25 protein-coding genes are annotated in these 20,182 nt (G+C 62.6%); 10 read left to right on the top strand and 15 right to left on the bottom strand.

Annotated elements, in window-relative coordinates; translation table 11 throughout:
* Window positions 1-144: 144 nt before the first annotated feature.
* The 3 genes from EGJ86_RS13740 to EGJ86_RS13750 form a co-directional block, all read right to left on the bottom strand.
* Window positions 145-1,119 (bottom strand): TRAP transporter substrate-binding protein, encoded by a 975-nt coding sequence (locus EGJ86_RS13740; protein WP_125835465.1) that lies wholly within the window; start codon window positions 1,117-1,119, stop codon window positions 145-147.
* A 77-nt stretch (window positions 1,120-1,196) separates the two neighbouring features.
* A complete protein-coding gene (locus EGJ86_RS13745) occupies window positions 1,197-2,072 on the bottom strand; it encodes an SMP-30/gluconolactonase/LRE family protein (RefSeq protein ID WP_125835466.1) in 876 nt (291 codons plus the stop codon).
* Window positions 2,073-2,127: 55 nt separating this feature from the next.
* A complete protein-coding gene (locus tag EGJ86_RS13750) occupies window positions 2,128-2,955 on the bottom strand; it encodes an NAD(P)-dependent oxidoreductase (RefSeq protein ID WP_125835467.1) in 828 nt (275 codons plus the stop codon).
* A gap of 372 nt (window positions 2,956-3,327) precedes the next feature.
* Here EGJ86_RS13750 and EGJ86_RS13755 point away from each other — a divergent pair, with 372 nt between their 5' ends.
* The gene (locus tag EGJ86_RS13755) at window positions 3,328-4,353 is read left to right on the top strand and encodes a LacI family DNA-binding transcriptional regulator (RefSeq protein WP_099525700.1); all 1,026 of its coding nucleotides are present in this window, start codon (window positions 3,328-3,330) and stop codon (window positions 4,351-4,353) included.
* Here EGJ86_RS13755 and EGJ86_RS13760 read toward each other — a convergent pair whose 3' ends face one another.
* From EGJ86_RS13760 to EGJ86_RS13770, 3 genes are read right to left on the bottom strand one after another with little or no spacing between them, the layout of a single operon-like run.
* Window positions 4,354-5,457, bottom strand: coding sequence for a DUF1513 domain-containing protein (locus EGJ86_RS13760; protein WP_125835468.1), 1,104 nt, complete (start codon window positions 5,455-5,457; stop codon window positions 4,354-4,356).
* A 2-nt stretch (window positions 5,458-5,459) separates the two neighbouring features.
* A complete protein-coding gene (locus EGJ86_RS13765) occupies window positions 5,460-6,521 on the bottom strand; it encodes an imelysin family protein (RefSeq protein WP_125835469.1) in 1,062 nt (353 codons plus the stop codon).
* Between the two features lie 10 nt (window positions 6,522-6,531).
* Window positions 6,532-7,944, bottom strand: a complete 1,413-nt coding sequence (locus EGJ86_RS13770; protein ID WP_125835470.1) for a di-heme oxidoredictase family protein — start codon at window positions 7,942-7,944, stop codon at window positions 6,532-6,534.
* A 256-nt stretch (window positions 7,945-8,200) separates the two neighbouring features.
* Here EGJ86_RS13770 and EGJ86_RS13775 point away from each other — a divergent pair, with 256 nt between their 5' ends.
* Both EGJ86_RS13775 and EGJ86_RS13780 read left to right on the top strand, forming a co-directional pair.
* Window positions 8,201-8,911 carry an AzlC family ABC transporter permease gene (locus EGJ86_RS13775; RefSeq protein WP_125835471.1) on the top strand — a complete coding sequence of 237 codons (711 nt, stop codon included), beginning with the start codon at window positions 8,201-8,203 and terminating at the stop codon, window positions 8,909-8,911.
* Window positions 8,911-9,240, top strand: a complete 330-nt coding sequence (locus EGJ86_RS13780; RefSeq protein ID WP_045734925.1) for an AzlD domain-containing protein — start codon at window positions 8,911-8,913, stop codon at window positions 9,238-9,240. The genes EGJ86_RS13775 and EGJ86_RS13780 overlap by 1 nt, the downstream gene beginning before the upstream one ends.
* Window positions 9,241-9,360: 120 nt before the next feature.
* Here EGJ86_RS13780 and EGJ86_RS13785 read toward each other — a convergent pair whose 3' ends face one another.
* The 7 genes from EGJ86_RS13785 to EGJ86_RS13815 all read right to left on the bottom strand — a co-directional run bounded on the left by EGJ86_RS13785 (window position 9,361) and on the right by EGJ86_RS13815 (window position 13,365).
* Entirely contained in the window at window positions 9,361-9,948 is a 588-nt protein-coding gene (locus tag EGJ86_RS13785; RefSeq protein WP_125835472.1) for a putative glycolipid-binding domain-containing protein, read from the bottom strand.
* 163 nt (window positions 9,949-10,111) lie between these two features.
* The gene (locus EGJ86_RS13790) at window positions 10,112-10,453 is read right to left on the bottom strand and encodes a HopJ type III effector protein (protein WP_106734458.1); all 342 of its coding nucleotides are present in this window, start codon (window positions 10,451-10,453) and stop codon (window positions 10,112-10,114) included.
* Complete coding sequence (locus EGJ86_RS13795; protein ID WP_125835473.1) at window positions 10,450-10,743, bottom strand: DUF1244 domain-containing protein; 294 nt, start codon at window positions 10,741-10,743, stop codon at window positions 10,450-10,452. The genes EGJ86_RS13790 and EGJ86_RS13795 overlap by 4 nt, the downstream gene beginning before the upstream one ends.
* 75 nt (window positions 10,744-10,818) lie before the next feature.
* Window positions 10,819-11,190: a dihydroneopterin triphosphate 2'-epimerase gene (folX, locus tag EGJ86_RS13800; protein ID WP_003462464.1), complete on the bottom strand. Its 372-nt coding sequence runs from the start codon at window positions 11,188-11,190 to the stop codon at window positions 10,819-10,821.
* The gene (folE, locus tag EGJ86_RS13805; protein WP_017675024.1) at window positions 11,190-11,750 is read right to left on the bottom strand and encodes a GTP cyclohydrolase I FolE; all 561 of its coding nucleotides are present in this window, start codon (window positions 11,748-11,750) and stop codon (window positions 11,190-11,192) included. The genes folX and folE overlap by 1 nt, the downstream gene beginning before the upstream one ends.
* Window positions 11,751-11,772: 22 nt before the next feature.
* Complete coding sequence (gene folM, locus EGJ86_RS13810; RefSeq protein ID WP_125835474.1) at window positions 11,773-12,483, bottom strand: dihydromonapterin reductase; 711 nt, start codon at window positions 12,481-12,483, stop codon at window positions 11,773-11,775.
* Window positions 12,484-12,798: 315 nt separating this feature from the next.
* Window positions 12,799-13,365: an antibiotic biosynthesis monooxygenase gene (locus EGJ86_RS13815; protein WP_125835475.1), complete on the bottom strand. Its 567-nt coding sequence runs from the start codon at window positions 13,363-13,365 to the stop codon at window positions 12,799-12,801.
* 367 nt (window positions 13,366-13,732) lie between these two features.
* On the opposite strand from EGJ86_RS13815, the gene EGJ86_RS13820 reads away from it, so the two are divergent.
* Window positions 13,733-14,686 carry a MerR family transcriptional regulator gene (locus EGJ86_RS13820; RefSeq protein ID WP_125835476.1) on the top strand — a complete coding sequence of 318 codons (954 nt, stop codon included), beginning with the start codon at window positions 13,733-13,735 and terminating at the stop codon, window positions 14,684-14,686.
* Window positions 14,687-14,707: 21 nt separating this feature from the next.
* On the opposite strand, the gene EGJ86_RS13825 is transcribed toward EGJ86_RS13820, so the two are convergent.
* On the bottom strand, window positions 14,708-15,316 hold the full coding sequence (locus EGJ86_RS13825; RefSeq protein WP_125835477.1) for a hypothetical protein: 609 nt from the start codon (window positions 15,314-15,316) through the stop codon (window positions 14,708-14,710).
* A 66-nt stretch (window positions 15,317-15,382) separates the two neighbouring features.
* Complete coding sequence (locus tag EGJ86_RS13830) at window positions 15,383-15,829, bottom strand: PAS domain-containing protein (RefSeq protein ID WP_099525689.1); 447 nt, start codon at window positions 15,827-15,829, stop codon at window positions 15,383-15,385.
* A gap of 102 nt (window positions 15,830-15,931) precedes the next feature.
* Between EGJ86_RS13830 and EGJ86_RS13835 the strand changes: the two genes are divergently transcribed.
* The 6 genes from EGJ86_RS13835 (at window position 15,932) to EGJ86_RS13860 (ending at window position 20,162) form a co-directional block, all read left to right on the top strand.
* A complete protein-coding gene (locus EGJ86_RS13835) occupies window positions 15,932-16,381 on the top strand; it encodes a flavodoxin (RefSeq protein ID WP_099525688.1) in 450 nt (149 codons plus the stop codon).
* Between the two features lie 189 nt (window positions 16,382-16,570).
* Window positions 16,571-17,347: a class II aldolase/adducin family protein gene (locus EGJ86_RS13840; RefSeq protein WP_372237970.1), complete on the top strand. Its 777-nt coding sequence runs from the start codon at window positions 16,571-16,573 to the stop codon at window positions 17,345-17,347.
* Complete coding sequence (locus EGJ86_RS13845) at window positions 17,344-18,237, top strand: alpha/beta fold hydrolase (protein WP_125835479.1); 894 nt, start codon at window positions 17,344-17,346, stop codon at window positions 18,235-18,237. The genes EGJ86_RS13840 and EGJ86_RS13845 overlap by 4 nt, the downstream gene beginning before the upstream one ends.
* Complete coding sequence (locus EGJ86_RS13850) at window positions 18,230-18,760, top strand: DUF1569 domain-containing protein (protein WP_125835480.1); 531 nt, start codon at window positions 18,230-18,232, stop codon at window positions 18,758-18,760. Before EGJ86_RS13845 ends, EGJ86_RS13850 begins: the two co-directional genes overlap by 8 nt.
* A gap of 106 nt (window positions 18,761-18,866) precedes the next feature.
* The gene (locus tag EGJ86_RS13855) at window positions 18,867-19,139 is read left to right on the top strand and encodes a hypothetical protein (protein WP_084340571.1); all 273 of its coding nucleotides are present in this window, start codon (window positions 18,867-18,869) and stop codon (window positions 19,137-19,139) included.
* 111 nt (window positions 19,140-19,250) lie between these two features.
* The gene (locus EGJ86_RS13860; RefSeq protein WP_125835481.1) at window positions 19,251-20,162 is read left to right on the top strand and encodes an SDR family oxidoreductase; all 912 of its coding nucleotides are present in this window, start codon (window positions 19,251-19,253) and stop codon (window positions 20,160-20,162) included.
* Window positions 20,163-20,182 lie beyond the last annotated feature (20 nt).

Consider the following 20,182-nt stretch of genomic DNA (forward strand, 5'->3'; position numbering starts at 1 on the left):
CCCCCCCCCCCCCCCCCCCCGGGGGGCGGCCCCAGCCCGGGGCTGGTCCGCGGCCCCCCCCCCCCCCCGTCCCCGGTTTTTCCCCCCCCCCCCCGGGGGGGGGGGGGGGGGGGGGGGGCCCGCCCCCCCGCGCTTGCGCGTGGATTACTGAACGGCTTCGATGCGCTTGATCAGGTCGGCGAACTGAGCACCGTACTTCTCACGTACCGGGGCGGTAGCGTCGTAGAACGGCTTGGTGTCGACTTCGATGAACTCGACGCCTTCAGCCTTGAGCTTCTCGTCGCTGGCCTTTTCCTTGGCAACCCACAGGTCGCGCTCTTCCAGCTGGGCTTCTTTGGCCAGCTTCTTGACCAGTGCTTGTTGATCCGCAGTCAGCTTGTTCCAGGTGGTCTTGGACATCAGCAGCGGTTCGGGGAGGATCAGGTGATGCGTCTGGGTGTAGTACTTGGCCGCACGGAAGTGGTTGTGCTCGAGCAGGGTCGGCGAGTTGTTCTCGGCGCCGTCGATCACGCCGCTCTGCAGGGCGCTGAAGATCTCGCCGGTGTCCATGGCGATGCCGTTGGCGCCCATGGCGTTGAGGGTGTCGATGAACAGCGGGTTGCCGATCACACGGATCTTCATGCCCTTGAGGTCTTCGAGTTTGCGTACCGGCTTCTTGGTGTACAGGCTGCGGCTACCGGCTTCCATCCACGCCAGGCCGACCATGTTGAAGTCGGAGTTGGTGATGGCGTCGAGGATTTCCTGACCGATTTCACCGTCGACCACTTTGCGCATGTGGTCGATATCGCGGAACACGAACGGCATGTTGAAGACGTTGGTGGCAGGCACTACCGGGCCGACCGAGCCAAGGCTGACGCGAGTCAGCTGGACGGCGCCGATCTGGGTCTGTTCGATCACTTCCTTCTCGGAACCCAGCACACCACCCGAGAACATCCGGGACTTGATTTCGCCGTTGGTGGCCGCTTCCAGCTTCTTGCCGAGGTTTTCCATGGCGACTACGGTCGGGTAGCCGGCCGGGTGGATTTCGGCAATTTTCAGGGTCGTCTCGGCCCGTACGAAGGAGGACAGACCGAGCGCGAGAGGAAGTGTGGCGAGAAGCAACTTACGTTTCAGGTTCATGCGGAAAACTCCGTCTTGTTGTTGTTGGTGTACAGCAGTGTGAGTCCGGTGCCGCGAGCGGCCCGGGGTGAATCGGGTCAGGGGTGGAAAGCCGGCTCCTCTATGCCGCAGACGCCGGCTTGCAGAGCGAATACACCGCCGGCCAATGGCTGGTCGGAGAGGTCGCCGCCGGGGCGGATCGAGGTAACGAACAGGGTGTCCAGATTCGCGCCGCCGAAGGCGCACATGGCGGGCTTCTTCACCGGTACGGCGAGCGAGCGATCAAGGCGGCCATCGGGGGTGAAACGGTGGATCAGGCCTTCGTCGTTGCCGCAGATCCAGTAGCAGCCGTCGACATCCATCGCTGCGCCGTCGGGGCGTCCCGGATGCTGCTTCATGTCGATGAACAGGCGGCGGTTGTGCGGCGTGCCGCTCTCGGTGTCGTAATCGAAGGCCCAGACGCTTTGTACGCTCGGGTGCGAATCGGACAGGTACATGGTGCGGCCGTCAGGGCTGAAGGCCAGGCCGTTGGGCACGATGAGGTCGTCGAGCACCTGTTGCAACTGGCCGTCGTAGCGATACAGCGCGCCGACGCGTGCGCCCTGGGCCATGTCCAGCAGCATGGTGCCGGCCCAGAGGCGGCCTTGGCGGTCGCAGCGGCCATCGTTGAAACGCATTTCCGCGCGGGCGTGATCAACCTGCGCCAGGCGCTCGGCCTTTACTCTGCCATCGTCTTGCGGGCGCAGGTGGAAGATGCCGCTCTGCATGCCTGCGATCCAGCCACCAGCGGGATGCATGGCGATGCAGGCGAGCATCTCGTCAGCCTGCCAGCTCCGCGTCTGGCCATCAGCCGCGGACCAGCGGTGCAGGCGGGCGGCAGGGATATCGGCCCAGTACAGAGCTTGTTCGGCAGCGTTCCAGACTGGGCTTTCACCCGTGGCGTTGCGCGCATCGACAATCAGTTCGGCTGTCATGGCATTCAGGCGCTCTATTTTGTTGTTATGGCGTAGGGCAGCGGTGGCGCCGTGTTCAGTCGTCGCCGAACGGGCCGGCGGCGACGAAGGCTCCGCCCTGGTAAATACGTGCGGGGTCGTCGGCTGCAGGCATCGGCTGCGCTTCCACCTTGTCGCGGAAGATTTCCGAACTGTCCTTGGGCTTGAAGCCCAGGTGCGCGGCCTTGCTGTTGTCCCACCACACGTCGCGGTTGTTAGACATGCCGTAGACCACCGTGTGGCCAACGTTCGGGGCGTACAGGCAGCGTTCGATCAGGTGGGTGAGGTCGTCGTAGCTCAGCCAGGTGCTCATCATGCGGCGGTTGGCTGGCTCGGGGAACGAGGAGCCGATGCGGATGCTGACGGTCTCGATGCCGTAGCGATCGAAGTAGAAACTGGCCATGTCTTCGCCGTAGGACTTGGACAGGCCGTAGTAGCCATCCGGGCGACGCAGGCAGTTGGCGTCGAGGTGTTCGTCCTGCTTGTAGAAGCCGATGACGTGGTTGGAGCTGGCGAACACCACGCGTTTCACGCCGTGACGACGGGCCGCTTCGTAGACATGGAATACGCCGCTGATGTTGGCGCCGAGAATTTCCTCGAAGGGACGCTCGACCGATACACCACCGAAGTGCAGGATGGCGTCGACGCCTTCGATCAGTTGATGCACGGCGGCTTTGTCTGCCAGGTCGCAGCGCACCACTTCTTCGTGGGGGCCGGCAGCAGGGGCCATCTCACCGATATCGGAGAGACGCAGGATAGTGGCGTAGGGGCGCAGGCGTTCGCGCAGTACCTTGCCCAGGCCGCCGGCGGCGCCGGTCAGCAGCAGGCGATTGAAGGGGCGCAGTTCGCTGGAGGTCGTGGTCATGGCGGGGCCTGGACTCTTGTTGCTTGTTGTTATTGGTTTGTCATACGTTGTCGTATGACTTGGATCGATTATCAGCACCCACTTCGGCAATGTCAACGCGACAGAGGTGGAAATCGAGGTCTTTCGTTTGCTCGTAACTGAGCCGATTCAGTCTGCTCAGTGAGTCGATCTGGGGAGCGGAAATATAGCTTGGTTGGCTCTACCACGGCAGTTAATCGTGTTGGTACAGTTTATTCGAGCAGTTCGGGTAGCATCAGGCTGGTGCAGGGTCGGCATGCTCGACGCCTGTTTGACTAAAGTTGTATGACAACATATCTCGATCAGGTTGGCGTGCCTCCTTATGCGAGGTGTTCGAGTGACTGGAGGCGTGACATGGGCAGGAAACCTGCTGGCATCCGCAGCAGTGCGGCCCCGACTTTGATCGATGTCGCCAAGGTCGCAGGGGTGTCGCCAATTACCGTATCGCGTGCGCTCGGCCGGCCGGAAGTGGTCACCGATGCGACCCGTAAGCGCGTGCTGGAAGCGGTTCGGGCGACCGGCTATGTCCCCAACCTTGCCGCGGGGGCGCTGGCTTCAAGCCGTAGTCGGCTGGTGGCGATTTTCCTGCCGACCATTGCCAACTCCATCTTCGCTGACACCGTGCAGGCGCTGACCGACCGCCTGGCTGCGGCGGGCTATCAGACCCTGCTGGGCCTGACCGGCTACCGCCCGGAGCAGGAGGAAGCCTTGCTCGAGGCGGTGCTGGGGCGTCGACCGGATGGCATCGTGCTGACCGGTACCGAGCACACCCAGGCCAGCCGCGAGCGCCTGGCGCGAGTCGGTATCCCCCTGGTCGAGGCCTGGGATCTGTGTGAGCACCCGGTGGATATGCTGGTCGGCTTCTCGCACGAGGCTGTTGGCCAGGCGGTGGCAAGCTATCTGATCGGCAAGGGCTACCGTCGCGTGTCGGTGGTGGGCATCGATGACCCACGTGGTATGCGCCGTTATCGAAGCCTGACAGAGGCGCTGCAAGGTCATGTAGATGCGCCGGTGGCAGCACAGATTTTGCCCGCGCCAGCGACTCTGGCGGTTGGCCGCGAGGGGCTGGGCAGGCTGCTGCGCGAAGGCGTCGCTGGCGACGTGGTGGTCTGCAGTTCCGACACCGTGGCGCAAGGGGTGATGGCCGAGGCGCTCAGCCGCGGACTGCGCATTCCCGAGGATCTTGCGGTGATGGGCTTTGGCGACCTGTCCAGCGCCGCCCATACCCATCCGCCGCTTTCCACCGTGCGAGTGGACGGGCCACGTATCGGCTGTGCCATCGCCGATGCGCTGCTGGCGCGTATTGCCGAGCCGGCCGCTGCGCGTCAGCCGCTGCGCATGGATGTGGGTTTCGAGTTGATCGAACGCGGCAGCGCCTGATCAGGCCAGACGCAGGTGGTTGTCCCACAACCCGGCGGGTAGCTGCAGAGCCTGGGTGGCGATGCGTTCGCCGCGGCAATCGTACAGGCGACAACGGCCCTGGCCCGAGGTCACCACGAAACCATCGGCCACCGCACCGACACCTGCGCAGTCCGGCAGCGGCACGTCCAGGCGCACCTGGGCACTGTCCAGATCCCAGATGAAGAAGCGGTTGCCGCGCGGTGCGGTCATCGCCAGCAGGCGCAGCTCGTCATGGATCGCCACGCTGGCGGTGTACTGGTTCATCGCCGCACGCTGAGGCTCGCCCAGCGCGAACGGCTGGAAGGGCTGACCGGGGCGTTTGATCGCCAGTAGCGGCACTTGATCGTGCAGGTCGCCCATGTACTGCTGGCCGCTGACCACCGTGCCGTCGCGCGCGACAGCGAGGTGGCGGATGCTGTTCTGCTGGTCGGCCAGATACTCCTGGCTGACCAGGCTGCCGTCGCGCTGCATCAGCACCAGGCTGGCCTGCATGGCATCGAGGTTCATGTCGACGCGGCTTTCCGCTTCGGTGCGGATGCCGCCGTTGGCCACCACCAGGGTTTCGCCATCGGGCATCCACAGCAGTTGGTGCGGGCCTACGCCGTGGCTGCTGTGTTCGGCTGCGCGCAGCAACTGCTCACCCTGCAGGCGATAGGTGCCAATCACGCCACGACCTGGCTCGGTGGTGTCGTTCTCGGTGGCGTACAGCCACTCGCCGCCCTTGTGGAACACCGCGTGGCCGTTGAAATGACGCCCGGCCGGCGAGGCCAGCGTTTGCAGCAGGCGACCGTCGCGGGTGTCGATCAGGTAGCTCTCGGTGCTGGGACGGCGACCGACGAACAGGGCCATGGGCAGGCTGGGGTGCGGCACCACGTCATGGCAGCGTTCGTTCACCGGAGTGGCGAAGGCGCGTTCACCGTCGAGGCGATAGCCGACCGCGTAGTGGTTGCCGTCGCCATCGTCACGGGCTGACAGCAGCAACGGTTGTCCTGATGGGCCGAACAGCGTCCAGCCGCCAAAGGCGCCCGCGGCCGCCAGACTGGCGGCGGCTGCACTGAGGCCGAGGAAGGCTCTGCGTTGCATGCTCAGTCTCCGTCGTGGGCGTTGAAGCCGATCTGCACGCCGAGCGCCTTGGCCAGTTCGCTTTCCTGCAGGCGGTGCAGGCGATTGAGGCTGTCGTACAGCTCGTTCAGGGCGGTGCGACCGGCTTCGTCGGCAAGCAGTTCGACCAGTGGGCTGTCGAGTGCAGCCAGGCGCTGACGGGTGTCCTGGTAAGCGGCGTCGATGCGTTTGGCCAGGTCGGCCTGATCCTCGCCCAGTAGCGATTGAATGCCATCACGGTTGCTGCCGTGCCACAGCAGTTCGGCGTTGGCCAGCGCCGCACCCTGGTTGGCCAGGCTAGCGGCACTGCGCCAGGCTTCGGCCTGGTAAGGCTGGGCGATGCCCTTGCTCTGGCGGCCCATCGGCGCACCGAGCTTCTTCTTCAGGCCATCCAGGGCGCTGACCTGCACCCGCAGCAGTTCGGCGATGGCCTCGTTGGCGTCGGCGTAGCGCTCGTTGGGAAACTGCTTCAGCTGTTCGGCCATACCAGATTTGGCTTGCCATTCGCCGACGATCTCCGCGGCCAGGGCTTGCTGGTGCTTGCCGATGGCCTGCAACAGCGGGCAGTAGCGAGCTTTCTGCTCGGCCTGGGCGAGGTCCAGATTGGGGTCGAAGAGAATGTATTCGTAGGCGGTCAGGCCCTGCACCACCACGCTGGCATTGGACAGGTCATCCGCGCTGAGCTGAGGCTTGTTCTTCAGCAGGGCTTCGACCTGGCGCTGGACCAGGTTCTTCTTGTCCGGCCAGAACTGAATCTGCCAGGCGCGGTTGCCTTCGGCCAGCGGCCCGACCAGCAACGGCTGCAAGCCGGCCCAGGCACTCTGGGCGCCGAGAAAGGCCTGGCGGGCGGTGCTCAGATCGGCGTTGCCGGCGCAGAAGGCCTCGGCATTCACGGCCAACTGGCGGTCGGCTTCCTGCCAGCTGCTGTAGGCCGGCAGCAGCACGCCATCGGTCAGCGCCGCGCTGACCTTGGCTTTCGGGTCCTGCTGCCCGCAGCCGACCAGGGCCAGGCCGAGCAGAGAGGCGATCAGGGTTTTGTGCAACATCGCAGGCTCCTTAAAGAGAGTTCAGGAAGGCGAGCAGGGCTGCTCGCTCATCGCTATCGAAACGCAGCACCTGCTGCTTGGCCGCTTCGGCTTCGCCACCGTGCCAGAGAATGGCTTCCAGCAGGTTACGGGCACGGCCGTCATGCAGGAACTGAGTATGGCCATTGACCGTTTGCGTCAAACCAATGCCCCACAGCGGCGCCGTGCGCCATTCACGGCCATTGGCGAGAAACTCCTCGCGGCCATCGGCCAGCCCCTCGCCCATGTCGTGCAGCAGCATGTCCGTATAAGGCCGGATCAGTTGGCTGGCCAATTCCGGCTCGGCGGCATCGGCCGACGTGGTGAAACTGGGAGTGTGGCACTTCTGGCAACTGGCCTGGTGGAACAGGCTCTTGCCCTTGAGCACGTCGGGCGAGTCGACGTCACGCCGGGCCGGCACGCCCAGGTTACGACTGTAGAACAGTACGCTGGCGAGGATGTTGTCGCTGACTTCCGGTTCGCCGCCATGGGGCGCGGCCAGGCAATCGGTTTGCGCCGTGGTGCAGTTGTCGTGAGGGATCAGCGAGCTGGTCAGGCCCATGTCATTGGCGAAGGCTTCGGCATTTTGCTGATTGAGGTTGGGTTGGCCAGCCTTCCAGCCGAAACGGCCAAGTGCACTGCGCTGCTGCTGGCGGTCCCAGACCCAATTGGGACGACCGGAAATACCATCGCCATCGGCGTCATCCGGATCGGCGCCGGCCAGGATGTCTTCTTCGGCGATGGCTTCGAGCAGGCCGAGGCCGATCATCGGCGGGGCGATGCGTGCCGAGAACCGAGTATCGGGGTGCATGTCGCCGTAACCGAGCTGGCTGATGACCAACTGCGGCTTGCGCAGCTCCACCTGCGTGCCGTCGGCGAAGCGCACCGGCACGCTGCTGTAGATCACGCGTACCTTGCCTTCGGGGGCAACACCGGGGTTGGCCATGTCCTGCATCTGGGTGCCGTATGTGGGCTCGGCGACCACGCCCTGATGGATCAGCACCTCGGCATGCTCCGGGCCGGCCGGTATCGACAGACGCACCAGCATCGAAGTGGCGCTGACCGCATCTGGCCCCGGCGGATGGCCGCGACCGTCCTTGATATGGCAGTTCTGGCAGGCATTGGTATTGAACAGCGGGCCCAGGCCATCGCGTGCTGTGGTGGTAGCTGGCGCCGTGACCCAGGGATTACGGAAGAAGCTGTTGCCCACGGCGAAATCCAGGCGACGGCTGGGTGCGAGGTTCGCCGAAGGCAGGGAGAAGGCGTTTTGATCGAACTTGCGTACCGTCGCCGCACCGGCCGAGAGGTGTTCACCAGGCTCTGCCTGGGTGAATTCAGGCTGCTGTTCGCAAGCGATCAAAGACAGGGCCAGAAAGGGCAGCAGGCAGCGCTGGAGCGGCGACATCGAGGAACAATCCGAACTGGCAGGGAAGCGGGGCGCCAAGATTAGCAGGCTAACGGAATTTAAATAAGATGGATTAGCGTTATCTAGACGCGGCCAGAGGTCGCGGGGGGATGCCGGCATCATTCCTTCCCTGCCATCAGCTTCTTCGATTATCCATTCAGTGGCTGCGGCTTCAGAGAATGGTGCTGATTGAGAGCAAGAACGTTCAAGACCTGCCTGGGGCGTTTGGCTAAGCTCGCCTGCCCAAGGAGGTTCCATGTCCCGTCAACACGAATTCACCCAGGGCGCCCGCGACATGCTGCCCATGCTGCTCGGCGCAATTCCATTCGGCATCATCTTCGGCAGCCTGGCAGGCGCTGCCGGGCTCGATCCCTGGCAGACCCAGGGCATGTCCTTGCTGGTTTTCGCCGGTTCGGCGCAGTTCATCGCCATCAGCCTGTTGAGCGGTGGCGCCGGTATCGCCGTGGTCCTGCTGACCACTCTGGTGGTCAATCTGCGCCATGCCCTGTACAGCGCCAGCATGCAGCCCCATGTCCGCCATCTGCCCAAGCGCTGGCGCGTGCCGTTGGCCTTCGGCCTGACCGATGAGGCCTATGCGGTGGTGGTGCAGCGCTATGCGCGGGGTGACCAGGGCACCTACCGCCATTGGTACTTTCTCGGCGCGGCCCTGGCCATGTACTGCAACTGGCAGCTGTGCACGCTGGTCGGCGTGCTGTTCGGCCAGGCGGTGCCAAATATCGGTGAGTGGGGGCTGGATTTCGCCATGCTGGCGACCTTTATCGGCATTGTCGTGCCCATGCTGCGCAACCAACCGCAGGTCGCTGCGGCCCTGGTCGCGGCAGGCGTGGCGCTGGTGTGCCATGCCTTGCCTTACAAGCTCGGGCTGATGGCTGCGGCGGCCAGTGGCATCGTCGTCGGCGTGTGCTTGGAACGGCGCAATCCGGCGTTGCAGGAGGAGTTGGTCTGATGGATATCTGGTTGCTGATTCTGGGCATGCTGGCGATCACCTTCATCACCCGCTACAGCCTGTTTGCCTTCCCTGATCTGCGCTTTCCGCCGCTGATCAGGCAGGGGCTGCATTACGTGCCGACTGCGGTGCTGACGGCCATTGTGGTGCCCGGCATGCTGATGCCGGACGGACAGGTGTGGATGCTGAGTTGGAGCAACGCATACCTGCTGGCAGGTGTGGCGGCCATTGCCATCGCGGCGTTCACGCGGCACTTGCTGGCGACTATCGGTGGGGGGTTGCTGGTGTTCTTTCTGCTGCGCTGGGCGTTCGGGCAGTTACCGATCTGAGTGGCGCCTGCCCTGGCTTTGCGTAGGGTGCGCTGCGCGCACCAGGCAGGTACCGCCGTATTCGCGGTGCGCGTAGCGCACGCTACCGGGGTGGATCGCTGAGGTCTGCCGTGTAACTCTCTACACCAGCGCGCTGACCTTCAGGTCGCGCTGGCTCAGGCGCAGGTACTGCTCGTCTGCCTTGAGCAGCAGCGCCTGGTCGTCGACGCTCAGTTCCTCGTGCGCACGTCCTTCGGACTGGCTGCGGTAGAGGCTTTCCCCTGGGCGACGACGCAGGCAGTGATAACGCTGCTGGCGCGGTTCCACCTTGAGGCTGAGCATGTCGATGTAGGCGACCTGCATCTCATCACTCTGCCCGGCTTCCAGGGCGCTGCGTTGCAGGGCTGGGGTGTGGGTGAAGGGCGAGGCCGAGAGCATGACGTGCTGGCATTGCTGCAGATCGGGACGCGGTACGCCATTGAGCAGCCAGTTGCCGCGCAGATCACGCTGCAGGCAGAGGTTGCGCTGGCCGTGGTTGTCGACTTTCAGCCAGAGACGGCGGAAGCGCCAGCGCGGGTCGCAATCGATCAGATAGTTGGCAACGATGCTGTCGCCCTTGATGACTTGCATGAGATGGCTGGTCGCATGGATGCCATTGGCATCCTGGCTCAGACGCAGGGTTTCCACGCCGGGGGTGTACCAGGGTTTCCATACCAGGGTTTGCTGCATCGGTCGACTCCATGCCGAGCGCGAAACAGGAGGGAAGGGCGCCACTGCGCGCAGAACACGTTCCCTCGTGTTCCATGTTTGTTATGGCGCGCAGGATAAAGCGATAGCGATGTGATGTCTGTCAGCTTTTGCCGACAGTTGCGCAGGTTTTTGCGCTATAGATTCAGCCTTTCGACTTCAGCGGTTGCTGTTCGAACTTCACGCCGTCCAGGCCATGCACCATCAGCGCGCGGATGTTGCCATGGTCACTGCCTTGCGGCGTGGCCAGCACGCTGCGGTAGTGCTCGCCGAAAGCACGCAGCGCTTCTTCCGTGCTCAAGCCTTCCAACAGAGCCAGGCCGAGGGTCTTGCAGGAGCCTTCGTTCTGCCCGGCTGCGTTTTCCACGTCACCGTTGCGGAACGCGCTGGGCTGATAGTCGTAGTGCACGGCGACGAACGCCAGGGTTTCACTGAAGGCGTAGTCATCCTGTTGCAGGCGCTTACGCAGCTCGTTGAGAGCGGTCATTCATGCTTTCCTTTTGCGAATGCAGCGTTCTGCTCGGCGGAGGCTTCTTTCTGATACTTGGCCTTCCAGTCGGCATAGGGCATGCCGTAGACGGTCTCGCGGGCCAGGTCGGCGCTGACCTCGACACCGAAGTCGTCGGCGGCGGCCTTGTACCACTTGGACAGGCAGTTGCGGCAGAAACCGGCCAGGTTCATCAGGTCGATGTTCTGCACGTCAGGACGGCTGCGCAGGTGCTGCACCAATGCGCGAAAGGCTGCAGCTTCCAGTTCGAGGCGTTCTTGCTCGGTCATGGTGGGCTCTCCGGGATTAGGTGGCGGCGATGATAAGAGCCGCGCAGGGAGGCGACAAGCCGCCGAAGGCGGCTGTCAGCGATGGCCTGCCAGAGTAATGGATACCGACTCGGCGAAACGCAGGGCATGTGGTTTATCTACTTCCACTTCCGCATAACGCACGGCCTGATGGGTCATCACCAGGTCGAGGATTTCCTGGGTCAGGCGCTCGAGCAGAGCGAAGCGATTGCCTTCGACGTGGGCGATGATTGCCTTGGTGATGGTGCGGTAGTTCAGCGCATGTTCGATGTCGTTGACCTCTACCGCATCGACGGCGGGGTAGAGAATGGTCAGGTTGATCAACACGTCCTGCTTATTGTTGATCTCTTCTTCCTTGATGCCGATGTAGGTGCGCAGGCGCAGGTCCTTGACGCGGATACGCGCCATTCCGGGTTCCAGTCGCGGCATTAGTTGTTCCGTCCGATCAATTGCAGGAATTCGTGGCGAGTGTTGCAGGACTCGCGGAAGGCGCCAAGCATCACCGAGCTGCTCATCACCGAGTTCTGCTTCTCCACCCCGCGCATCATCATGCACATGTGCTTGGCCTCGATCACCACCGCAACGCCGGCGGCGTTGGTCACACGTTGGATGGCGTCTGCGATCTGCTTGGTAAGGTTTTCCTGGATCTGCAGCCGCCGTGCGTACATGTCGACGATACGCGCCACCTTTGACAGGCCGAGCACCTTGCCGGTGGGGATGTAGGCGACATGCGCCTTGCCGATGAAGGGCAGCAGGTGGTGTTCGCACAGCGAGTACAGCTCGATGTCCTTGACGATCACCATCTCGTCATTGTCGGACTCGAACAGCGCACCATTGACGATCTCGTCCAGCGACTGCTGGTAGCCATGACACAGATACTGCATGGCCTTGGCGGCACGTTTGGGCGTATCGAGCAGACCTTCGCGCTCCGGGTTTTCACCGAGGCCTACGAGAATCTCGCGGTATTGCTGGGAAAGAGGTTGGCTCATGGCAGTGTCCTGAGCAGCCGCGTCACTTGAGGTGGCGGCCGCCGTTGAGGGTAAGGGTGGTTCCGGTTACGTAGGAGTTGTCCAGCAGGTAGCGCAAGGTCTGGTAGAAGGCCTGCGGGCCGGGTTCTATGCCCAGTGCCGATTTGGCCAGCGTCTTGGTACGGTAGGTGTCGTCATCGTCAGTGTTGAACATCAGCAAGGCCGGGGCGATGGTATTGACCTTGATGCGCGGCGCCAGACGTGCGGCGAACGACAGCGTCAGGCTTTCCAGGCCTGCCTTGCTGGCGCAGTAGGCGGGGCGATTGGCGCTGCCCTTGCGCACCACGTCATCGCTGACGTGAACGATATCGGCCTGTTCCGACTGCAGCAGCAGGTCACTGCAGTGCAGATTGATCAGGTAGGGCGTGAGCATGTGCACGCTGAACAGTTGGCGAAACGCATCGGCTTCTTCGCCGGGTGTTTCGGCCAGCCAATCCGAGGCGTTGTGCACGATCGCGCGCAGGCCGTTGCACTGCGCCTTGAGTTGTTCGATGAAAGCCAGAATGCCGGTCTCGTCACTGAAGTCGGCCTGCAAGGCGACGGCGCCACGCTCACGCAGCTGCGCGATGCTGTCGCGCTCCTGGCGGTAGCTGATGATCACCGGCTGGCCCGCGTCGAGCAGGCGCTCGGCACAGTAGAGGCCCACTCGCTGGCCGGCGCCGGTAATCAGGATGGGAAAGCTGGCAGCGCTCATGTGCGACTCGCATGAAAAATGGAAAAGCCGGACGTTTACGTCTCAGGTCACTTGACCCGTGACAGGCGATACTCGGCAGACCTCGGATAAAGTTATACCAGAGCTGCAGCTTGTACAATCGTGCGTGCCATGTGTTTTTGCTATGAGGGTCGGTTTGCAAGCCTATTTAACTGAGTTTAAAGGCTTTTTACCGGAGTTCTGGGTAGGCGCTTTCTATACTTTACTTGTACGGATTGTTGTTTTTGTATAGGTGTTGGCCGCATGTAAAACGAAATCGGCCAGCGCGAGGCTGGCCGATGGGGGAGGAGGGAGCGATCAGGATTTACCGAGGCTGGCGGCGCGTCGGCTCAGGCGCTGCGGGTAGTTGCCCTGCAGCCAGGGTTCCAGCAGGCGCGTGGACAGCGGAATGAACAGGTAGGTCATCAGGGGCGTCAGGGCCAGCGTCGACAGCAGTACGCGGGTTACCAGCGACAGGTCGGCAAGCCAGGGGCCGAACAGCAGATTGAAAGCCAGCGACACCGGAAAGAACGCCAGCCAGATCGCCACGCTTTGCTTCCAGCGCGGAGCGTGGCGGTGGGCGCTGCCGAACCAGGCCTCGAGGCCGACTGCGCGCTTTTCCTGCGGTTGGGCGAAAAGTCCCGCACCACGCTGCAGCCACGCCTGGCGCGAAGCGGAATGCTCCCAAGAGGCCATGGTCTGTTCGTCGCTGAAGCGGAAGACGATCTGAAACTCATCGTCATCGGCGGGCGGTGCCAGCACGCCGGAGCCGAGATAGCCCGGAAAGTCGGTGGCCAGGTGTTCGCCTTCACGCAGCCAGGCGATGAAGTCGTGATAACGACCATTGGCGACGCGACGCGCCACCATCAGGGTTACGGGGGACATTGTGTATCTCCTCGAGTATTGCCGTCAGCCGGGGTGTGGCGTAGGGCACGATCAAGCACGGGGTGGTGTGCTCGACGAAAATTGCAGCAAGGATTATTCCCGTTTTACGAAAATTAGCCAGCCCCGCCTGACAAGGGGCTCCAGACGGGTTAAAGGAGAAATCTTGGTCGGGATTTGCACCATTCAAGGGCATGAGCTGTGTGCGATGGTTCGGTGAAGGGCGCCAGGCATGGATAAACACCGCGCTTGAGGCTGCCGTTATCCTCGTCGTTGTGCTTGGTACGGTTTTGTACATATCTTGCACAATGCCAGTGAGCTGTTGCTGGGTTACAATTGCCGAATATTCGTTGCCGTGATGCCCGAAACCATGCCCGAACTCGCCTCCGTCACATCGCTCGCGTCCAGCGCTTTGAAACAGGAAGAGCTGTTCCCCATTCGCGAGGTTTCCCGCCTTACCGGTGTCAATCCGGTCACCCTGCGTGCATGGGAACGGCGTTACGGCCTGATTCAGCCGACACGGACCGATAGCGGCCATCGCCTGTATTCGCAGGCCGACATCGACGCGGTGCGCAGCATCCTCGCCTGGATCGAGCGTGGCGTCGCGGTCAGCAAGGTCGGTTCGATCCTGGCCAAGAGCGCCAGCAGTCGCAGCGTCGCTACGCCCGCCTACAACGACGTCGTCAGTGACGACTGGAGTCAGTGGCAGGATCAACTGCGCAGCGCGCTGCAGAACTTCGATGAGTCTCGTCTTGAGCGTGTGTACGGGCAGATTTTCTCCTGCTATCCGCTGCAGGTGGTATTTCAAAACATCTTCATGCCGGTCTGGCAGGAGCTTCTGCTGCGTCAGGACGAAGTCGGTCAGCGCGGCGAGTGGCTGATGCTCGACGGCTTCCTGCGTGGGCGTTGCTGGCAGCGACTGCAACTGGGGCGCGATGATTCGCGCGAGCGCGTGCTACTGGTGGCGCTACCTGGCCACTGCCGAGAGCTTGAGCTGCTGGTTGCTGCGTTGCTGTTGGGCAATCAGGACGTCGACGTGGCGGTGATGGGGCCCGGTGTTCCGATGGCCGATCTGGCCCTGGTTTGCGAACGCATGCAGCCGCAGGCGCTGGTGGTTTTCAGCAATCAGCCGCCAGGTGATGAATTTCCGCGGCAACTGGCGCGTCTCGCGCTTGGTCTGGAATGTCCGGTGCTGCTGGCCGGAGACAGTGCCGATCTGGCGGAGGAGAGCTTGGCCGGCTCGCCCATCGCGTGCCTGGGTAACGAAGGGCGTCTGATGCAGCGTCGTCTGCAGCAGTTCCTGGCTGGCCATCTCGATACCTGAGATGGCCCTGGCTGCTGAGTCTCAGTTGGCTGCTACGGTCTGCGGTTGTTGTTCGTTGTGCTGTTCGAACAGGTACTGACGCAGGGTCTGTTCATCTTCTTCATGTAGCGTCTGCAGGCTGTAGGCGTAACAGGTCTGGCTGACACGTCTTGCCAGTTGCGCGCGCAGTTGAACGCGACGCTCCTGGGGCAAGATCAGCTGTAGCAGCTGATCCTTGGCCGGCATGCCTGCTCTGCTGTATTCCACCAGAACTCCATTGTTCGATAGCTCCAGCGCCTTCAGGCCGCTGGGCTGGTCGCTGCTGTCCAGCAGTGTCAGCTCAGTGGGTAGAACGAGGCGCCATGGGCGTTCGTTCACCCCTTGTTCGAAGATCAGCGGGGCCCCCAGTTCCAGGCGCGACTGGCTGTGGTCGTCCTGAATCAGGTGCAGGGGAAAGCTCAGATGCTGATTGTCGGTATGGGTGTCCAGGCTTAGCTGCTCTTCGTTGCCCAGGCGAGCAAGAAGCTCACTGAGTCGATCGCCCAGAGCCAACTGCGGCGCTGCGGTAGAGCGCCGCTTTTGCGGAGGTTTGAAGAGGATCTTCTGGAGGAAATCCAGTTCGTCCTGAGTCAGCAGCGGGTCGCTTTGCATGGAGTAAATACTGCAAGGGGGCAAACCCTTCCGACTGCCGCGCCAGACGATAGTTTTATCCGTTCATCAGCTTTTCAGACGCGCCAGTTCGGCCTTCAGCTCCGCTACTTCCACCTCCAACTCGCGTACGCGCTGCTTGGCTTCGACCTGTTCGGTGACATCCTTCTGGATACCGATGTAGTAGGTCAGTTGGTCGCTTTCATTGAGCACTGGAGTGATCGACAGCTCGTTCCAGAAAGCGCTGCCGTCCTTGCGGTAGTTGCGGATGATCTGTCGGCAGGGTTTGCTGGCCTTGACGGCTTCGCGAATGGCCTGCAAGCCGAACTGGGCCCGGTCACTGCCCTGTAGGAAGCGGCAGTCCTGGTAGAGGATGTCATCGCTGGGGTAGCCAGTCAGGCGTTCGAATGCCGCGTTGGCGTAGATCAGGATATTGTCTTCGCCCTCCTGCTCGGCCACCACGATTCCATCGTTGGAGGCGTCGACTACCAGTTGCAGCAGTTTGGCATTGATCATGAGTCCGGTTCCGCGATGGATATGCGCTGCATTCTAAAACATCGGGTCGGGCTGTCCACTTGCGGCATAATGCGCGGCGTTTTTCCTGTTTCCGGAGTTGTCATGAAAGTCGCCATTGTCTCGGGTTCGGTCTACGGTACGGCCGAAGAAGTTGCACGCCACGCCGAGCGCCAGCTCAAGGCCGCCGGGTTGGATGCCTGGCACAAAGCGAATATGAGCCTCGAGGAGTTGCTGGCCTTCGCGCCGGACGCGTTCCTCACCGTGACGTCTACCACCGGCATGGGCGAGCTGCCTGACAACCTGCTGCCGCTGTACAGCGAAATCCGTGACCGCTTGCCGGCCTGGAGCGGCAAACCGGCTGCGGTGCTGGCGCTGGGCGACTCCAGCTACGACACCTTCTGCGGCGGCGGCGAGCTGATTCGTGAGCTGTATGCGGAGCTGGGTCTGCGCGAAGTGGTAGAGATGCTGCGCCTGGACTCCAGTGAGACGGTGACCCCGGAAACCGATGCCGAGCCCTGGCTTCAAGCATTCGCTGCCGCGCTGAAGGCCTGACATGCACCCAATACCCTGAGCAGGTATGAGCGGCCGATAAAAGCGGCGAATACCACGCCATCGCACCGCGGCGCGCCAGCGCCGTGACCTGCAAAGCCATCAAGATGGCTGCCAGGGCAACTACCGCCAGCGGCGCGTCTGGCTAGACTGCGGACACCACCGATCAACAAGAATATCGAGGTGACCGCCGTGAATGCTCCGCTGAAACTCCCTGCTGTGAAGAATCTGGTTTCCGAGGCCGAATGGCGCGCGCGCGTCGATCTCGCTGCCTGCTACCGACTGATCGCTCTCTACGGCTGGGACGACCTGATCTTCACCCACATCTCCGCCAAGATTCCGGGCACCGAGGATTTCCTCATCAACCCCTATGGCCTGATGTTTCACGAAATCACCGCGTCGAGCCTGATCAAGGTCGACCTGGCGGGCAACAAGCTGATGGACAGCCCGTTCGACATCAACCCGGCCGGCTACACCATCCACAGCGCCGTGCACGAGGTACGCCACGACGTCGGCTGCGTACTGCACATCCATACGCCTGCCGGTATCGCCGTATCGGCGCAGAAGCAGGGCTTGCTGCCGCTGTCGCAGCAGTCACTGTTCGTCCTCGCGAGCCTGGCCTACCACGGCTATGAAGGGGTGGCGCTGAATCATGACGAGAAGGCGCGGCTGCAGGCGGATCTGGGCGACAAGAACTTCATGATCCTGCCCAACCATGGGTTACTTACTGCTTTCGGCGGCATCGCCGATGCTTTCCTGGGCATGTTCATCCTGCAGCGTGCCTGCGAGATCCAGATCATGGCGCAGAGCGGCGGTACCGAACTGATCCACATTCCGCAGCAGATTCTCGATGGTGCACGGGCGATGATTACCGGTGTGATGAAAACGCCACAGGGCATGGGGGGCTCGCTGCCCTGGCCGGCGTTGCTGCGCAAGCTCGACCAGCAGATGCCGGGCTACGACCAGTGAGCGACTTGCCAGGCATCGCCCTGGACGACTGGTGCGCTCAGAGCCGGACGCTGGATTTTCGCGGCCATGCCATTCGTTACTGGGTCGCCGGTGACGCCGATGCCGAGCCGCTGCTACTGATTCACGGCTTTCCCAGCGCCAGTTGGGACTGGCATCGTCTGTGGGCGCCGCTGGCCGAGCGTTACCGGGTTATCGCCTGCGACATGCTCGGCTTCGGTTATTCGGCCAAGCCGCGTGGGCATGCCTATAGCCTGTTGGAGCAAGCCGACCTGCAGCAGGCGCTATTGGCCCATATCGACGAGCAGCGCGCGGTGCATGTGCTGGCCCATGATTACGGCGACAGCGTCGCGCAGGAGCTGATCGCGCGGCATCAGGAGGGGCGGATACAACTGGCGAGTTGCGTGTTCCTCAACGGCGGCCTGTTCCCCGAAACGCATCATCCGGTGCGGGTGCAGAAGTTGCTGCTCGGGCCGCTGGGACCGCTGATTGGGCGTCTGTTTTCGCGGCGCAAGCTGGCGCAGAGTTTTGCCCGTATCTTCGGCCCGCACACCCTAGCCAGTGAGGCCGAACTGGATGCCCTGTGGCAACTGGTGGCCTACAACAACGGCCCGGCGGTGATGCATCGTCTGATTCGCTACATGCCCGAGCGCCGCCAGCAGCGGCAACGCTGGGTGGCAGCGATGCAGGCGACGACCCTGCCGATGCGGGTGATAGATGGCGCCTTCGATCCCATTTCAGGAGCGCACATGGTGGCGCGTTACCGTGAGTTGATCGCGGACGCCGACACGGTGCTGCTCGACGGCATCGGCCACTATCCGCAGCTGGAAGCGCCGGCTGCGGTGCTCGATCATTACCTGCAATTTCGCCACGCAAGGAGCTTGCATGCGTAGACGTACCCTGTTGAAAGGCGCTGCGCTCGGTGGCGTCGCAGCGCTCGGAGTCGGTTACTGGGCGTTGCCTGCGGGGCTGCGACCGGCGGCTGTCAGCCTGGAGGGCGCGCGCCAGGTGTTGGCGGACCTGCACGGCAAGACGCTGCAAAGTATGCGTGGCTGGAGTCCGGCCGAGGTGTTCAATCACTGCGCGCAGAGCATCGACTATTCAATCGACGGTTATCCCGAGCTGAAGCCGGCCTGGTTTCGTCACAGTGTCGGGCCAGCCGCATTCGCCGTGTTCAGCGCCCGTGGCGCCATGCGTCATCCGCTGGATGAAGCGATTCCCGGCGCCGCCACGCTCAGTGAGCCGGCCAGTCAGGCGTTGGCGTTGCAGCGCTTGCAGGCGGCGTTCGAACGCTTTGCCGGTCATGAAGGCGAGTTACAACCGCACTTTGCCTACGGTGCGCTCGATCATGCCGAGTATGCCGAGGCGCACGTGCTGCACCTTTACAACCACCTGAGCTTGATCCGCATTGCTTGATCACGCGTGAATTTGAACCAGTTGGCGCTGAAACAATTTTTGTCGAACCTCTGCCGCCGAGAATGACTCAGTAACTCTGTCACTCACAGGAAAGTAGAGGTTAACCATGAACAAGAAGTTATCTGCACTGCTGCTGAGCGGGATTCTGGGCGCGATGGCTTTGCCTGCCTTCGCTAGCAGCGACACCAATGCTCCGGGAACTCCGGGGACTACCACGCCGACCACTCCGGGCGACACCAATCCGATGAACCCGGGCGATGACGGTGAGGGTATCCCGCCTGTTCAGGGGCCCAACACCGATGGCAACCCCGGTGGTGATGGGGCTGGTTCGGGTGATGGCAGCGGCGGCGACGGCTCGGGTTCCGGCGCCGGTAACTGAGCCGCATAAGGTCGCATTATCGGCCGTCATTCAGCAGCCCCGCGCGCCTTGTGAAGCGCGTGGGGCTGTTTGACACTCGGCGCATCACAACCTGCCCCGAGGACGCTGTCGATGAGCGATGCCATCCGTTTCGAAGATCAAGTAGTCATAGTCACCGGTGCCGGAGGTGGCCTGGGCCGTGCCCATGCACTGTTGTTCGCCCGCCACGGTGCCAAGGTGGTGGTCAATGATCTCGGTGGTAGCACTCACGGTGAAGGAGCCAACGTCTCTGCTGCCGACAAGGTAGTGGAAGAGATTCGCGCCTTCGGTGGGACCGCGGTGGCCAACCATGACTCGGTGACTGACGGCGACAAGATTGTGCAGACCGCGCTGGATCATTTCGGCCGTATCGATGTGCTGGTCAACAACGCCGGTATCCTGCGCGACAAGAGCTTCCACAAGATGGAAGATGCCGACTGGGATCTGGTTTACAAGGTCCATGTCGAAGGCGCCTACAAGACCACTCACGCTGCCTGGCCTCACTTGCGCGAGCAGAACTTCGGCCGGGTCATCTTCACCTCGTCCACATCTGGTATCTACGGCAACTTCGGTCAGAGCAACTACGGCATGGCCAAGCTTGGCCTGTACGGGCTGACGCGCACCCTGGCCATCGAAGGGCGCAAGAACAACATCCTGGTCAATGCCATCGCCCCCACCGGTGCCACGCGCATGACCGAAGGATTGATCCCGCCGCAGGTGTTCGAACAGCTCAAGCCCGAGTTGGTCAGCCCACTGGTGGTGTACCTCGGCAGCGCCGCCTGCCAGGACACCGGTGGTCTGTACGAGGTCGGTGGTGGTTGGGTTGGCAAGGTGCGCTGGGAGCGCAGCCTTGGCGCAGGCTTTGATCCCAAGGCCGGCTTCAGCCCCGATGACGTTGCCGCGCAGTGGCAACGCATCTGCGATTTCGAGGGCGCCGCGCACCCGGCGGATAACGTCGAAGCGCTCAAGGAAATGATGGCGAACCTGCAGAAGTACGCGCTCTAGACTGCAAGCGATCACTGTAA

It is taken from the genome of Pseudomonas sp. o96-267, assembly GCF_003935465.1.
In the GTDB taxonomy this organism is placed as follows: domain Bacteria; phylum Pseudomonadota; class Gammaproteobacteria; order Pseudomonadales; family Pseudomonadaceae; genus Aquipseudomonas; species Aquipseudomonas sediminis.